The sequence below is a fragment of the Rhodococcoides fascians NBRC 12155 = LMG 3623 genome (assembly GCF_001894785.1).
In the GTDB taxonomy this organism is placed as follows: domain Bacteria; phylum Actinomycetota; class Actinomycetes; order Mycobacteriales; family Mycobacteriaceae; genus Rhodococcoides; species Rhodococcoides fascians.
In genome coordinates this window covers 72,911-87,765 of record NZ_BCWW01000003.1, presented here as the reverse complement: position 1 = coordinate 87,765, position 14,855 = coordinate 72,911, and the positions used below count along the sequence as shown (strand labels likewise).

The following is a 14,855-nucleotide window of genomic DNA, read 5'->3' as shown; positions in this document are numbered from 1 at the left end:
GCAGAGCCGATGCGTCACGTCATGTGATGCGCTTCTTCCCGATTGCTGAACTGTAGATGTCGGCGAAATGCTTCGCGCGATGTTGGGAATCGAATCGCGCGACTGCTTGCCCTCGCGCGGCCTCGGCGAGGGTGGCGGCCAGGCCGCGATCGGTCAGCATCCTGCACAACTGCGTGGCCAGCGAGTCGACGTCGCCGGTTCGGGCAACGAGGCCGGTGTGCTCGTGCGAGACGAAGTCGACCAGGCCCCCGGTGTCGCTCACCACGACCGGCACCGCACAGGCCTGTGCCTCGAGGGCGATGAGCCCGAAGGGCTCGTCCTGTGACGGGCAGGCCAACACATCCACGGCACGCAACGTCGACGCCACCGCGTCTGTGCGGCCGAGGAAACGATGCGCACCGGGCAGCAACCGTTCCGCGGCCTGCTGCAACTCGACGAGGTAGCCACCGTCGTCCTCGCTGGGCGCGCCGACGATCGCCAGATGCGCGTCGACTCCGGACCGACGCACCCGCGCCACGGCGTCGATCAGTACGTCGAGCTTCTTCTCGCGATCGATCCGGCCGACGGCTGCGATCAGTGGAGCATCGGGGTCGGCGGTCATGTCGGCCCGCAGAGCCGGGTCACCGGCACCCGGCGCGAAGGCCGTGGTGTCGATTCCCTGGTGCACCACGCTCACCCGTCCACGCGCACGCGTCGGGAGTTGCTGTGCTGCAGCTGTGCTGACGGCCACCGTGTGGGTTGCCGTCGCCGCGATCGCGGCGAGCAGTGTGCGCCCCGGTCCGGCGGGGACGATGTCGTGAAATTCGACGACGACCGGGGTGCGTGCGAGTCGGGACGCGAGCACCGCGTCGGGATGCAGCAGCAGATGGTTGGAATGCACGACGTCGAAGTCGCGGGCAGCTCGCCGAAGTATCGACACCGTGCGTGCGCTCTTCGGCACCTGCGCCGCGAGCCCGCCGAGGGGATGCAGAGAGTTCTCGCCCTGACGATGGATTCCGATGCGTTGCGGCAGGTCGAGTGGCAGGAACGGCAGGCCGGCGGCACGCCACCACTGTTCGGTGTCGCTGCCACCGGGTGCGCCCAGCGTGACGTTCACGCCCAGAGGCTGTAATGCCAGCGCCACGTTTCGCAGACTGTGATCGGTTCCGCCCACCGATGTCGACAGCGAGACCGCGAGTACGTGCACTTCGCTGACTCCGTCCACAACTCCAGTTTCCTGTCCAATAGTTTGTTTGACTCCATTACATCGTACTCAGAGTTGGCTGGAATACCCATTTGAGTTCATACTGATTCTGAGGCTTTCATAAACAAGAAGTAAAGCCGTCTATCGGAAGGGACCTACGCGATGAACGTGGTCTTTCCCTCGCACGTCACGGTTCACGAGACCGATGTCGCGCTTGCGGGTAACTGGACCGTGGTGGCTTTCGGTCCTGTCGATCATGGTGGCGTCGACGGGATCCGCCGGGCGCTACGCACGACGATGAGCATCGGCCCGGCCGCGCGAGTGGGCCTACGTCCAGATTCCGGCACCCGTCGCTGGCGATACGATCCCGATGCTCCACTGCACGCCGTCCGGGAAGACTCCGCGATCACCGAGGACGACTACGACACCGCGATGTCGCAGCTACTGGCCACGCACGACCCCGCCGAGCCACTGTCCATCACGGTGCGCGGCGACCACGTGGTGTTCTACATGGATCACGGGCTCGGCGACGGTCAGATGATCATCAACCTCTCCCACACACTCGCTGATGCCGACGCTCGCAACGGCATCGTGCCCCGCTGGGCGACATCAGCGCAGACGCATCACCCGCTCGCCGTCGCAGCGATGCGCTGTTTCGGAACCGATCCCAGGCGAGTTGCGCGGCTACTGCGCTCGCGCGTTCTCCCGGGTATCAGCGTGTGCGGCCGCAAGCCTGCAGATGGCGGGTCGGCCGGTCACGGGTCGAGACAGACGGCATCTACACAGGCGGCGTCGACCGCCGCAGGCTCACCCGTCGAGGTGGTGGCCGCGGCCGCCACGATCGAGTGCACCCGAGAACTGGCGAGGTGGCGAGACGAACACCGACCCGGACAGTCGATCTCGATCCTGTTCTTCGCCGCCCTCGATGCCGCACTGCGCGCCGAAGGACTGGCCGTCGACGATGCCGCCAAAGTGCTGTTCGACGTTCGCCGGTACCTACCACCCGAGCTGACCACCCTTGCGAACCTGTCGGCCGGTATCGACGTCTACCTCCCCGACACGACCGACACCGTTCTCCTGTCCCGCCAATGGCGACGAATCATCGAATGCGGGCACCCGATCGCAAACCTGATGCTGGTCGCACTTCGCTCGAAACTGGCCAGGTTGCGCTCCGCCCGCGCGACCGACACCCCGCCGCCCACCGCACCCGACACCATCCGTCTGGCCTTGTCCGACATGGGCCGGCATGGGCGATTGAACGACATCGCCTTCGTCGGCGAGACACAGGGTTCGTACCGAGTCATGGTGGCACCCGCGAGCCACGGACACATCACCCTGACGACCGCACGGCTACGCGACTCCATTCGCGTCGCCGCGTCGTTCCACTCGCACGTCGTCGATGCCGACACCATCCGACGGGCACTGCGCGCCGCCTGCTCGACGCCCATCGCATTCCTCGAAGCCGCCGCTTCGACTGCGCCCGTCGCCACCAATCCTACTGCCTGACAACACAAAAGAACCCACGACCTCGACGAGATCGTGGGTTCTTTCGAAGAATGCGCTGTGACTACTTGGCCCAGACCGACGTTCCGGGAGCAGCGTTCAACGTGTTGAGCAGATCGATTCCGGCAACGACCAAGCCGGGCCCGCCGACAGCGATGGTGCCGATGATTCCACCTGCTCCCGCACCGGTCACCAAGCCGGGGATGCAGCCTGCGGGGAGAGTCACAATGCAACCGATCACCGCACCGATTGCGGAACCGGTCAGGGTTCCAATCGCAGTAGCAATTCCGAGCTGCGACGAGAAGTTCTGCTGCGCCTTGAGGTTTTCCTCGGGCGAGGCGACCGTCGTCGCGCCGATGCTGCGCGAGTTGGCCGAGGCCTTCGTCAAGTCGAGCTGCGGCACCAGACGCAGGGTCTTGCCGTTGTCGTCGACGTTCTGCTCGTACGGGAAGTTCAGTCCGCCGAGGTTGAACGACAGCGGGAGGGTGACGAGTGTGTTGTCGGCGGCGTCGAGGACGTCGACGGTCTTGCCGTCGTCGGCAACCTTGAAGACGCCCGCATCGATGGTGGTGACGATGGTGCGGTCTTCGAGCTCGACGGAGTAGTTCGTGTCGGGGGTCGTGGCGCTGGTGTCGGGCTGCGCGTAGGCGGTTCCGCTGGCCAGACCCGTAGCAACTGCTACGAGAGCCGAGGTGACGACCAGTTTGCTGAGTTTCATGTGGTGTTGTGTTCCGTTTCTGTGCATGTGCTGCAGTGCTTTTGGCGGCAAACCGTCGAACGCGACATCACCCCGAATGACGTCCTCGCACCTCTGGTCCACAGGCAGTGTAAACCATCAATCAGACCGGTCGTTGTGCTACCGACCCTTTACCGTGTCCGAAAAGTTATGAACAATCACAACGCCCGAATCGGACAGAAAGACCGCACTTTCGTTCGGTTTCGCGGGACTTTTCTTCCACGGCGCAGCCGGCGGTAAACCTCGGGCATCGGGCCGATTCGGCCGGGTTAGGTCTGCCTTCTCGCAGGAGTCACAAGCCCGTACGCCTAACGTGATGCGGGCGACAACCTACTGACGAGTTCAGCCCACCCGTCGGACGGTCTCGTGCGCGCAACCACCAGCGTCGCTCCAGGCGATTCTGACCTAAGTTACCCGTCGGTAGATTTCGCGATCTACTGGCAGGTAACATCGCTGTATTCCTCTCGACGGGCTGGACCCGCGGTAGCTGCTCCAGCTGCCACTGAACGAAAGGCCGCGACATGAACGCCCTGACGATCACGTTGGGCACAGTCGGTGCTCTGCTCAGCCTCGTGTGTTGGTACGCCTTCATTCGTGGCGCCCTGCGCATGTTCAACATCGTGAGGCTGGGTCAGCCGGCACCCGACCGTTGGCGACCGATCGTCCCCCGCTTCAAGCAGATGATCATCGAGTTCGCCGCGCACACCAAGATGGTCAAGTTCCGCACCGTCGGCTGGGCGCACTGGCTGGTGATGATCGGCTTCATGGTCGGGTCCGTGTTCTGGTTCGAGGCCTACGGACAGACGTTCAACCCCGAGTTCCACTGGCCCATCGTCGGCGACACCGCCGTCTACCACCTGATGGACGAGATTCTCGGGCTCGGCACCGTCATCGGCATCACCACGCTGATCATCATTCGCCAGCTCAACCACCCGCGTAAGCCCGAGCGTCAGTCACGCTTCGCCGGCTCCGGGTTCAAGGCCGCCTACTTCGTCGAGGCCGTTGTCCTCATCGAGGGCCTGGGCATGGTGTTCGTCAAGGCGGGCAAGATCGCCACCTACGGACACGCGAACCCCTACACCGACTTCTTCACGATGCGCCTCGCCGAGCTGTTGCCGGCCAACTCCAACATGGTGTCGATCTTTGCTCTGATCAAGCTGATGTCCGGCATGATCTGGCTCTACATCGTGGGCACCCGCATCAACTGGGGCGTCGCGTGGCACCGCTTCACGGCCTTCCCCAACATCTACTTCAAGCGTATGGACGACGGCACCGTCGCCCTCGGTGCCGCCAAGCCGATGATGTCCGGCGGCAAAGTCCTCGAGATGGAAGAGGCCGATCCCGACGTCGACGCGTTCGGCGCAGGCAAAATTGAAGACTTCAGCTGGAAGGGCTGGCTCGACTTCACCACCTGCACCGAGTGCGGCCGCTGCCAGTCGCAGTGCCCCGCCTGGAACACCGGCAAGCCCCTCTCCCCCAAGCTGCTGATCATGTCGCTGCGCGATCACAGCCACGCCAAGGCCCCGTACCTGCTGGCCGGCGGCAAGAAGGACATGGCGGGCGACGAGGTCGGACTCGTCGATGCCGAGGGCAACGTCGACCAGAAGGCGCTCGACGCCATTCCGCAGAATGCTCGCGACGAAGCCGATCGCAAGCTCGTCGCCGACGCCATCGAGGGCGGCATCATCGACCCCGAGGTGCTGTGGAGCTGCACCACCTGCGGTGCGTGCGTCGAGCAGTGCCCGGTGGACATCGAACACGTCGACCACATCATCGACATGCGTCGCTACCAGGTGCTGATCGAGTCCGAGTTCCCGTCCGAGCTCGCCGGCTTGTTCAAGAACCTGGAGAACAAGGGCAACCCGTGGGGCCAGAACTCCAAGGACCGCCTCAACTGGATCAACGAGATGGACTTCGACATCCCGGTCTTCGGCCAGGACGCCGATTCGTTCCAGGACTACGAGTACCTCTTCTGGGTCGGCTGCGCCGGAGCCTACGAGGACCGCGCCAAGAAGACCACGAAGGCCGTCGCCGAGCTGCTCGCCACCGCAGGCGTGAAGTTCATGGTGCTCGGTGCCGACGAGACCTGCACCGGCGACTCCGCTCGCCGCGCAGGCAACGAGTTCCTGTTCCAGCAGCTCGCCATGCAGAACATCGAGACACTGAACAACGTGTTCGACGGCGTCGAGCAGAGCAAGCGCAAGATCGTCGTCACCTGCGCCCACTGCTTCAACGCACTCGGCAACGAGTACCCGCAGGTCGGCGGTGACTACGAGGTGGTCCACCACACGCAGCTGCTCAACCGTCTCGTGCGGCAGAAGAAGCTGATCCCGGTGGCCTCGGTCAGCCAGGACATCACCTACCACGATCCGTGCTACCTCGGCCGGCACAACAAGGTGTACGACGCCCCGCGTGAGCTGATGGCCGCGTCGGGCTCCAACCTCAAGGAGATGCCGCGTCACGGTGAGCGGTCCATGTGCTGTGGTGCCGGTGGCGCTCGTATGTGGATGGAAGAGAACATCGGCAAGCGCATCAACATCGACCGGGTCGACGAAGCGCTTGCGACCAACCCGAAGAAGATCGCCACGGGCTGCCCGTTCTGCCGCGTCATGCTCACCGACGGTGTCACCGCACGGCAGGAAGGCGGCGCACACGAGGGCGTCGAGGTCGTCGACGTCGCGCAGTTGATGCTCGAATCGATCACCCGCGTCGAGTCCTCGGTATTGGCCGAGAACATCAAGGTCATCCCCCGCGAGCAGACTCCCGAAGAGAAGCTGGCCACCGAAAAGGTCGCAGCCGTCGAGGAGAAGGGGCGCGTCGAGGAGATCGAGGTCGCAGCCGAAGGCGGCGATCCCGAAGCCGAGACGAAGAAGGCGCAGCCGGCCAAGGCTGCTGGTGGCCTGAAGATGAAGGGACTTGCGAAAGCTCCCGGAGCCAAAGCACCCGGTTCTGCGCCCGCCAACGCCGAAGCCGACAAGACGTCGGGGCACTCGGCCGATACTGCCGCGGACGCATCGAAGCCCAAGGGCCTCGGTTTGGCCGGTGGCAAGGCACCCGGTGGCAAGGGTCTGCAGATGAAGGGCAAGGCACCCGGCGCGAAGGCGGCTGCCCCGGCACCTGCCGACGCTCCTGCGGCAACCGAAGCACCTGCTCCCGCAGAGGCCTCCGAGTCGACTCCAACCGTCAAACCCAAGGGTCTGGCCGTCAAGTCCGGATTCAAGAAGCCCGGCGCGAAGGCACCCGGCAAGCCCGCCGACGCTGCTCCTGCGGCGTCGACACCCGCCCCGGAAGCGGCCGATGATGCAGCGGAATCACCTTCTGCTGCAACTGAATCCGTAGCCACAGAATCCAAGCCGACCGTCCAGCCCAAGGGTCTGGCCGTCAAGTCCGGATTCAAGAAGCCGGGAGCCAAGGCACCGGGCAAGCCTGCTACCGAAGCCCCTGCGTCCGAGGCTCCTACTGCTGAGGCACCGGCTACCGAGGCCACGGCGTCCGAGGCATCCGCCACCGAGGCTGCTGCAACGGAGCCTGCTGCAACCGAATCCGTAGCAGCAGAGTCCAAGCCGACCGTCCAGCCCAAGGGTCTGGCCGTGAAGTCCGGATTCAAGAAGCCGGGCGCGCGGACACCGGGTGCGGCCGCCGCTGCACCTGCCGCAGCACCAGCCGAGCCGGCTGCAGCAGAGCCCGAAAAGGCCGAGCCGACACCGGAAGCAGAGGCACCGGTCACGGAAGCACCGATCACCGAAGCCCCAGAGGCCGAGGTACCGGAAGCAGAGGCTCCGAAGGCAGAAGCGTCGGACACTGCGGCCGAGACCACATCCAACGGTTCGGATGATCGCACCCCGCCCAAGCCGAAGGCCGGTGGACTCGGATTCGCTCCGGGTGCAAAGGTTCCGGGTCGCCGGAAGTAACCTCACACCCTTTTTACCGACTGCGCGCCCCTGCTCACTTCAGAGCAGGGGCGCGCAGTCGTCGGTAGGGGTGTGAAGTCCCTGCTGGACCCCCGCGGCGGTGGACGAATCGGACATCGTGAGTATGGTCGGAACCGAACTGCATACCCGAAAAAGTAGGAGCAGGCATGACCGACGACGCGGACAAGCTCTTTCGCCGCTACGACGAGTGGTGGACGGCGCTCTCGCCCGACGATCGAGCGCATGTCGAGAAGTGCTGCGAGTCCGGCCGCACCGACGAGCGCCTCTGTGCATTGGTGATCGAGCACAACGGCCCGTCGAAGGCGGCGTTCGAGGCGGGCAGCAAACTGTCCGTCGGCAACAGCAAGTACTGCGCGATCCCCAGCGCGCTGCTCGAATTTCTCGAGGCGAAGCGCGCACACCCACCACTCAGCTAGACGGTCGCCACAGCTCCAGTTCGGGGATTCCGGGTGGGGTGAATCCCATGACCTGACCGTAGAACGACAGTTCCGATTCTCGGGCGTTCACCTGTGTTTCGAGTTTGCGGAATCCGTGCGACTCACCGGCGTACGTGAGGTAGGCGTACGGTATTCCCTTCTCCACCATGGCGTCTCGGAATCGTTCGGCCTGCGAGGGCGGCACGATGGGATCGTCGAGACCCTGCAGCAGCAGTACCGGGCACGAGAGTCCGGCGACGTTGTTCACCGGCGCGCGAGTGCGATACAGGTCGATGGCCTCGGGCAGCGGCCCGATGAGCCCGTCGATGTAGCGGGACTCGAAATCGTGCGTCTCGGCGACGAACATCTCCAGTTCGGCGACGCCGAAGTACGAAGCACCGCAAGCGAATACGTCGGACGATGTGAGCGCGGCCAATACCGTCCAGCCACCTGCCGAACCACCTTCGATGGCCAGCCGGTTCGGGTCGGCGAGGCCGGCGTCAGCCAATCCACGGACCGCGGCGATGGTGTCTTCGACGTCGACCACGCCCCATTGCCCACGCAACCGGTTACGGTATTCGCGCCCGTACCCACTGGATCCGCCGTAGTTCACATCGACGACGCCGATGCCGCGGCTGGTGAAGTATGCGAACACCGGGTTCAACGCCGGCGCCACGTGTGCCGTAGGACCGCCGTGCACGAACGCGACGTACGGCGGTAGTTCGCCGTCGAGCCCCTCGTACGACGGGTTACGTGGCGCGTACGCGATGGCATGCACTTCGCGATCCGGTCCCTGGAAGGTGACCTGACGCCCCGCGGGAAGGTATTCGACATCCGGTATCGACTCGAAACTCGAACGCACACTGCGTAATTCGCGGGTGGCCAGGTCGACTGCGAACAGTCCCGACGGCACCTGAGCGCCGCCGCCCCGGAGCAGAACTGTAGATCCGAGCCGTCCCCCGAGCCCCACCGAAGTCACTCCGTCGAGTTCGATGTCGTCGAGGGTGCCGGTGGCGGGGTCGAGAACGGCGAGCGTATCGGTCCCGACGGTGCGAACGGTCAGCAGCGTGCCGTCGTCGAGAACGTCGTACCAGCGGGCTCCGAGTTGCCAGAGCGGGGCACCGAAGTCTGCATCGAGGGTCGACACCGGCGTCGCTGCGCCGTCCAGCATGACCGAATACAGGTTCCACCAACCACTTCGGTCGCTGATGACGTACAGCGACTCGTCGTCGATCCATTCCGGCTGCAACACCGATTCCTCGGTCAAACCCGCCAACACAGTCCACGACGACGGATCCGCCAGCGATGCGACCCGCAGTTCTGTTCCGTCCCAGGGCATCTGCGGATGGTTCCAGGCGATCCACGCGATGCGGCTGCCGTCGGGTGAAAGCCTGGGGTAGGCAAGGAAATTCGATCCCGAGACCAGTGAGCGCACTCCGCCGCCGCCGAGGTCGATCGCGACGATGTCTCGGGTGACAGCTCCGGCGTCGTGCGTCTCGCGGACGGCGATCACGTCGGTACCGACCACCGACAGCTCCCCGTACCGAATGCTCGACGCCACAGCCGGGGCCGGGGTGAGCGGTAGCGGTGCGTCGCCGGGGGTGAGTCGGTAGATGCGCTGATCCGAGAATTCGGCGAACACCAGATCCCCGTTCGGCGTTGCCGTCCATGCGCCGCCGCCGTATTCGTGAACGCGGGTGCGGGCATTGAACGGTGCCGGCAGGATTGCCTCGACCTGTCCGTCGACGTGGCGGCAGATCGCGGTTCGGCCCTGTTCGGTGGGCCGCACCTCGGACCACCAGATCTCGTGTCCGACGAATCGTCCACCCTCGACGGGGTGGCCGGCCGACGACAGGTCGGCTGCGGTGATGGGCGAGGGCCAGGATCCGTACGCGAGAGCGGTCACCTGCTCCACCCTAGTGAACTCCACACGCACGTAACGCGCTGTTCATCGCACCTTCAACCGCGACACAGATGATGGTGGGACGCAGCACGAGGGAGAGATCATGCGCCGGACCACCACCCACTCCGTCGACCACGAGATTCTGACGTTCGGTCGTACCTGGCATGGGTACGGCGGCGGCAGTGCCGAGGACATCTATGTGGCGTTCGGGGTCGATGCGTCCACCTACTTCCGGCGACTCGAGCGCATCCTCGAATCCCCGGTGGCCGACGACCTGACTGCGAGCGAGCGAGCCGCGATGCTCGATATCTGCCGGCACCGCACCGACGGTCAGGGCTAGACCGGAGTCAGCAGCTCGGGGCTGTTGTTCTTCACACTGTTCACCGCGGTACTCACCTCGTAGGGCTCGAGCCGTGGCTCCGGTATCGCGGCCAGCAGCTCGGACACGTCGCTCAGGTCCGTGAGCGTCGGATCCAGCCAACTCGCCCGCAGATCGGGGGGCAGCACAACCGGTGATCGATCGTGGATGTGCCCGAGGGCGTCCGCAGCAGGCGAGGTGAGCACGGTGGCCGACCAGACCCAGCGGTCCTCGTCGTCGTCGGCCTTGGTGGGGTCTCGCCACAGCTCGTACAGACCCGCCATCGCCAGCACGCCCTGCTCGTGCAGGAAGTACGGCACTTTGGCACCGTCGCGCTTTTCCCACTCGTAGTACCCGTCGGCCGGAATGATGCAGCGCCGACGGCTTGCGGCCTTCTTGAACGACGGCTTCTCGGTGATCGTTTCGGACCTGGCGTTGATGAGCCGGGAGCCGATCTTCGCGTCCTTCGCCCACGACGGAATCAATCCCCATCGCACCGAACGCAATTGGCGCACTGCGTCGGACTCGGGTTCGTCCTTGGGCGCGCGTTCGAGCACCGTCCTGATGGTCTGAGTCGGGGCCACGTTGTACGACGGCGGCACCTCGTCGCCCACTGTCTCGGCGATCTCGAAGACCGCCTGCAGGTCGCTGTCACTCCGGGTACTGGCATACCGTCCGCACATGGAACGAGATTGTTCCACCTGCCACCGACACGGCCCAGTGAAACAGCGGTGCCCGAACGACAACCTCGTGGATTCCCACGGCACTCACCTGGCACGATGTGACGGGTGAGCACTCCGCAGATCCACCCACAGCCGCGTTATCGCACGTTGCAGCAGTCGACCAAGCTGCAGAACGTGCTGTACGAGATCCGCGGACCGGTACACGCGCATGCGGCCCGGCTCGAGGCCGAGGGCCATCGCATCCTGAAGCTCAACATCGGCAATCCGGCCCCGTTCGGCTTCGAGGCTCCGGACGTGATCGTGCGAGACATGATCGCGGCGCTACCGGTGGCCCAGGGCTACTCGGAGTCGAAGGGCATCCTGTCGGCTCGACGTGCCATCGTCACGCGCTACGAACTCGAACCGGGCTTCCCCGATCTCGACGTCGACGACATCTACCTCGGTAACGGCGTCTCCGAGCTCATCACGATGACGATGCAAGCGCTGTTGGACGACGGCGACGAGGTCTTGATCCCGGCCCCGGACTACCCGCTGTGGACGGCGATGACGACGCTGTCCGGCGGCAAGGCGGTGCACTACATGTGCGACGAGGAGAACGGGTGGAATCCCGATCTCGCCGACATCGAGTCGAAGATCACCCCGAAGACCGTCGCGCTGCTGGTGATCAATCCCAACAATCCGACGGGTGCGGTGTACTCCAAGGAGGTCCTGCAGGGCATCGTCGATCTGGCGCGCAAGCATCAGCTGCTGTTGCTCGCCGACGAGATCTACGACCGGATTCTCTACGACGACGCCGAGCACACCTCACTGGCGAGCCTGGCTCCGGATCTGCTGTGCCTGACGTACAACGGTCTGTCCAAGGCGTATCGCGTGGCCGGCTACCGTGCCGGATGGCTCGCGATCACCGGCCCGAAGAAGCACGCCGCGGGGTTCATCGAAGGCATCGACCTGCTCGCGTCGACGCGTCTGTGCCCCAATGTGCCTGCCCAGCACGCCATTCAGGTTGCTCTGGGTGGGTATCAGAGCATCGAGGATCTGATCCTGCCCGGCGGGCGGCTGCTCGAGCAGCGAGATGTCGCGTGGGAGAAGCTCAACGCCATTCACGGGGTCTCGTGCGTCAAGCCGCGCGGTGCGCTGTACGCATTCCCGCGACTCGATCCCGAGGTGCACGAGATCTACGACGACGAGAAGCTCGTACAGGACCTGCTGCTGCAGGAAAAGATCCTGGTTGTGCAGGGAACCGGATTCAACTGGCCCGGGCACGATCACGTGCGGATCGTGACGCTGCCGTGGGCCCGCGATCTGGCCGTCGCGATCGAGAGGTTCGGCAACTTCCTGTCCTCGTACAAACAGTGAGGCTCGAAGTTACCGACAAGTAGTTGAAAGTGATGGACAAAACACCGGGGTGATCCCGCCTCCGCCGCGAATCATCTGTACATTGGCGGACGGCACTTCAGTGCCCGCGAGCCCTGTTCGTACCCATCCCCCCCGGGTCGATCAGGTGGTGGCGGGGGACGCCCCCCCTGCTCCCCGCCACCGAGCTCCTCGCCTCGGCCGAGTACCCGGCCGGTAACGATCCGGCCCCGTACTAGCCTTGCACCGTGGAACCACACGGCACGCAACCCTCGGACGGCATCTCGCCGGGCTCCTCTTCCCATGTGGGTCACGGTCACGGCCACAGCGACTTCCCGGTGCCGTTGGGACCGGTGGCAGCCAAGGTCGTCGTCGGATTGCTGATCGCTATTGGCATAGCCGTCATCGCCGGGGCCTTCGCGCTCTGGCCCAGCAAACAGAGCATCGACATCCCGCTGCCGTTCCAGACCTCGGGTGGCGGTGCAGTGTCCACCGAGGCGGGCACCATCACCTCGCAGAGCATCGGGCCCTGCGGGAGTCCCGACGCAGGTCGAGCATTCACCGGCAACCCGACCCCTGCGGTCAACGACTCGTACGAATGTCAGCGCAGCATCGTCGACATCACCACCGGTGAGGACGCAGGCAAAAGGACGGTACTCGAGATCGCGCCGGGTCCCGGCCAACCGACTCTGAGCGCCGGTGGGGACATCCGGCTGGTTCTGCAGACAGACCCCTCCGGTGGAGTCCGATACTCCTTCAACGACTATTCCCGCGGGCTTCCGCTGGGGTTGATCGTCGGCGTGTTCGCCGTGGTCATCTGCGTCGTGGCCCGCTGGCGAGGATTCCGCGCGCTGGTGGGCCTGCTCATCGCGTTCGCCGTCCTCGTGGTGTTCATGCTGCCCGCGCTGCTCGACGGCGCTCCGGCCATTCCGGTCGCGCTGGTCGCCGGCGCGATCATTCTCTACGCCGTGCTGTATCTGGCGCACGGCGTCAACCTCCGGACCAGCTCGGCGCTCCTGGGCACGCTGACCTCGATGGGCGTTGCCGCAGTGCTGTCCTACGTCGCGATTCGGATGACGCACCTCACCGGGTTGTCGGAGGAACAGAACACTGCGGTGCAGACGTACATCGGCAGTGTCAGCGTCACCGGTCTGCTGTTGGCCGGCTTCATCATCGGCTCGCTCGGTGTGCTCAACGACGTGACGATCACCCAGGCCTCGGCGGCCTTCGAGTTGGCATCGGTGGACGAGACGGCGTCGCGGCGCGAGATCTTCACCGCCGCGATGCGGGTGGGGCGCGATCACATCGCCAGTACCGTCTACACCCTGGTACTCGCGTACGCCGGTGGTGCGCTGCCGCTGCTGCTGCTCTTCAGCGTCGCCGACCGGTCGATCCAGGACGTGTTGACCGGTGACGCGGTGGCGATCGAAATCGTGCGGTCGTCCGTCGGTGGCGTCGCGCTGGCCCTGTCGGTACCGCTCACCACTGCCATTGCCGTCCTGCTGGCTCGGCCGCTCACCTCGTCGCGGATGCCCTCTTCGCCGCGGCAGGCCAAGCCCACACGATCGCGGGGCTCGGGCCGCCACAGCGCGTAGAGCGGCTTCGCCGCAGGTGAGTGGAAACTCGTAGCAGGCACCGATCTTTCGCGCACGTGCGGCGAAGCCGCTCGGTCAGGCGAACGCAGCCGCAACGGTCGCGGACAGCAGCTCACCCTCATGGGTGCTCAGGCCCGCTTTCAGACCGGGGTCCGCGGCGCAGGCGGCTTCCCAACCCTTGTCGGCCAGGGCAACCACGTAGGGCAGGGTGGCGTTGGTTAGCGCGTACGTCGAGGTACGGGGCACGGCTCCGGGCATGTTGGCCACGCAGTAGAAAACGGATTCGTGCACCTTGTAGGTGGGATCGGCGTGGGTGGTGGCCACCGAGTCCTCGAAGCAGCCGCCCTGATCGATGGCGATGTCGACCAGAACCGATCCCGGCTTCATGCGCTGAACCGAGCTGTTCGACACGAGCTTCGGCGCTTTCGCTCCGGGGACGAGTACGGCTCCGATGACCAGATCGGCGGCCAGCACGGCCTGTTCGAGTTCGTATGCGTTCGACACCACTGTCTTGACGGCACCGCGGTACTGATCGTCGATCGCGCGCAGCGCTCGGACATCGAGATCTAGTACGGTGACGTCGGCGTGCATACCGAAAGCGATTGCGGTGGCGTTCTTTCCGGAGACGCCGGCTCCGATCACGACAACGTTGGCGGGACGCACTCCCGGTACGCCACCCATCAGTACGCCGCGGCCACCTTCACTCGACATCAGGTGGTAGGCACCGGCCTGCGGTGCCAAACGGCCGGCAACTTCGCTCATCGGCGCGAGCAGGGGCAGCGATCCGTCTGCGGCCGTGACGGTTTCGTAGGCAATGGACGTGGTGCCCGACGCCAGCAACGCGTCGGTGCAGGCCTTTGACGCCGCAAGATGCAGGTAGGTGAACAGCACCTGACCCTTGCGCAGGCGTGAATACTCCTCGGCGATGGGTTCTTTGACCTTGAGCAAGAGATCGGCCGCGTCACAGACGGCAACCGCGTCGGTGAAAATTTGCGCGCCTGCGGCTTTGTAATCGGTATCGGTGAACGACGAACCGGCGCCGGCTTCGGTTTCGATGATCACTTCGTGTCCTCGCGAGACAAGTTCGTGCACGCCTGCCGGGGTGATGGCCACCCGGTATTCGTGGTTCTTGATCTCGCGTGGAATTCCGATTTTCATGACGTCCTCCTGCAGTGGCGGTGACCGAAGCGACG

The 14,855-nt window shown here is 65.0% G+C and carries 11 protein-coding genes; 6 read left to right on the top strand and 5 right to left on the bottom strand.

Features of this window, described 5'->3' with window-relative positions; genetic code table 11:
- Positions 1 to 19: 19 nt before the first annotated feature.
- Positions 20 to 1,204, bottom strand: coding sequence for a glycosyltransferase family 4 protein (locus RFA01S_RS08235; protein WP_052060436.1), 1,185 nt, complete (start codon positions 1,202 to 1,204; stop codon positions 20 to 22).
- Positions 1,205 to 1,345: 141 nt separating this feature from the next.
- Between RFA01S_RS08235 and RFA01S_RS08230 the strand changes: the two genes are divergently transcribed.
- Positions 1,346 to 2,689 carry a hypothetical protein gene (locus RFA01S_RS08230; RefSeq protein WP_032406184.1) on the top strand — a complete coding sequence of 448 codons (1,344 nt, stop codon included), beginning with the start codon at positions 1,346 to 1,348 and terminating at the stop codon, positions 2,687 to 2,689.
- Between the two features lie 61 nt (positions 2,690 to 2,750).
- Here RFA01S_RS08230 and RFA01S_RS08225 read toward each other — a convergent pair whose 3' ends face one another.
- Positions 2,751 to 3,404 carry a DUF8020 domain-containing protein gene (locus RFA01S_RS08225; protein ID WP_032367340.1) on the bottom strand — a complete coding sequence of 218 codons (654 nt, stop codon included), beginning with the start codon at positions 3,402 to 3,404 and terminating at the stop codon, positions 2,751 to 2,753.
- 539 nt (positions 3,405 to 3,943) lie between these two features.
- Here RFA01S_RS08225 and RFA01S_RS08220 point away from each other — a divergent pair.
- The gene (locus RFA01S_RS08220) at positions 3,944 to 7,333 is read left to right on the top strand and encodes a (Fe-S)-binding protein (protein ID WP_032406183.1); all 3,390 of its coding nucleotides are present in this window, start codon (positions 3,944 to 3,946) and stop codon (positions 7,331 to 7,333) included.
- Between the two features lie 167 nt (positions 7,334 to 7,500).
- Positions 7,501 to 7,770, top strand: a complete 270-nt coding sequence (locus tag RFA01S_RS08215; RefSeq protein ID WP_027495639.1) for a hypothetical protein — start codon at positions 7,501 to 7,503, stop codon at positions 7,768 to 7,770.
- Here the strand turns inward: RFA01S_RS08215 and RFA01S_RS08210 are convergent.
- Positions 7,763 to 9,676, bottom strand: a complete 1,914-nt coding sequence (locus tag RFA01S_RS08210; protein ID WP_032406279.1) for a dipeptidyl-peptidase 5 — start codon at positions 9,674 to 9,676, stop codon at positions 7,763 to 7,765. The two genes, RFA01S_RS08215 and RFA01S_RS08210, sit on opposite strands and share 8 nt — an antisense overlap.
- 100 nt (positions 9,677 to 9,776) lie before the next feature.
- On the opposite strand from RFA01S_RS08210, the gene RFA01S_RS08205 reads away from it, so the two are divergent.
- Positions 9,777 to 10,013 carry a DUF3263 domain-containing protein gene (locus RFA01S_RS08205; RefSeq protein WP_027495637.1) on the top strand — a complete coding sequence of 79 codons (237 nt, stop codon included), beginning with the start codon at positions 9,777 to 9,779 and terminating at the stop codon, positions 10,011 to 10,013.
- On the opposite strand, the gene RFA01S_RS08200 is transcribed toward RFA01S_RS08205, so the two are convergent.
- Positions 10,010 to 10,714 carry an SOS response-associated peptidase gene (locus tag RFA01S_RS08200; RefSeq protein ID WP_032406182.1) on the bottom strand — a complete coding sequence of 235 codons (705 nt, stop codon included), beginning with the start codon at positions 10,712 to 10,714 and terminating at the stop codon, positions 10,010 to 10,012. The genes RFA01S_RS08205 and RFA01S_RS08200 overlap by 4 nt on opposite strands.
- A 105-nt stretch (positions 10,715 to 10,819) precedes the next feature.
- On the opposite strand from RFA01S_RS08200, the gene RFA01S_RS08195 reads away from it, so the two are divergent.
- A complete protein-coding gene (locus RFA01S_RS08195) occupies positions 10,820 to 12,070 on the top strand; it encodes a pyridoxal phosphate-dependent aminotransferase (protein WP_027495635.1) in 1,251 nt (416 codons plus the stop codon).
- 245 nt (positions 12,071 to 12,315) lie between these two features.
- Positions 12,316 to 13,662 (top strand): YibE/F family protein, encoded by a 1,347-nt coding sequence (locus tag RFA01S_RS08190; protein WP_174557229.1) that lies wholly within the window; start codon positions 12,316 to 12,318, stop codon positions 13,660 to 13,662.
- A 75-nt stretch (positions 13,663 to 13,737) separates the two neighbouring features.
- On the opposite strand, the gene ald is transcribed toward RFA01S_RS08190, so the two are convergent.
- On the bottom strand, positions 13,738 to 14,820 hold the full coding sequence (gene ald, locus RFA01S_RS08185) for an alanine dehydrogenase (protein WP_032406181.1): 1,083 nt from the start codon (positions 14,818 to 14,820) through the stop codon (positions 13,738 to 13,740).
- Positions 14,821 to 14,855: the final 35 nt, after the last annotated feature.

Excerpts from the sequence above, each read along its gene's own strand:
- RFA01S_RS08230 (WP_032406184.1), top strand. The coding sequence starts at position 1,346 with ATGAACGTGGTCTTTCCCTCGCACGTCACGGTTCACGAGACCGATGTC.
- RFA01S_RS08215 (WP_027495639.1), top strand. The coding sequence starts at position 7,501 with ATGACCGACGACGCGGACAAGCTCTTTCGCCGCTACGACGAGTGGTGG.
- ald (WP_032406181.1), bottom strand. The coding sequence starts at position 14,820 with ATGAAAATCGGAATTCCACGCGAGATCAAGAACCACGAATACCGGGTG.
- RFA01S_RS08220 (WP_032406183.1), top strand. The coding sequence starts at position 3,944 with ATGAACGCCCTGACGATCACGTTGGGCACAGTCGGTGCTCTGCTCAGC.
- RFA01S_RS08225 (WP_032367340.1), bottom strand. The coding sequence starts at position 3,404 with ATGAAACTCAGCAAACTGGTCGTCACCTCGGCTCTCGTAGCAGTTGCT.
- RFA01S_RS08200 (WP_032406182.1), bottom strand. The coding sequence starts at position 10,714 with ATGTGCGGACGGTATGCCAGTACCCGGAGTGACAGCGACCTGCAGGCG.
- RFA01S_RS08205 (WP_027495637.1), top strand. The coding sequence starts at position 9,777 with ATGCGCCGGACCACCACCCACTCCGTCGACCACGAGATTCTGACGTTC.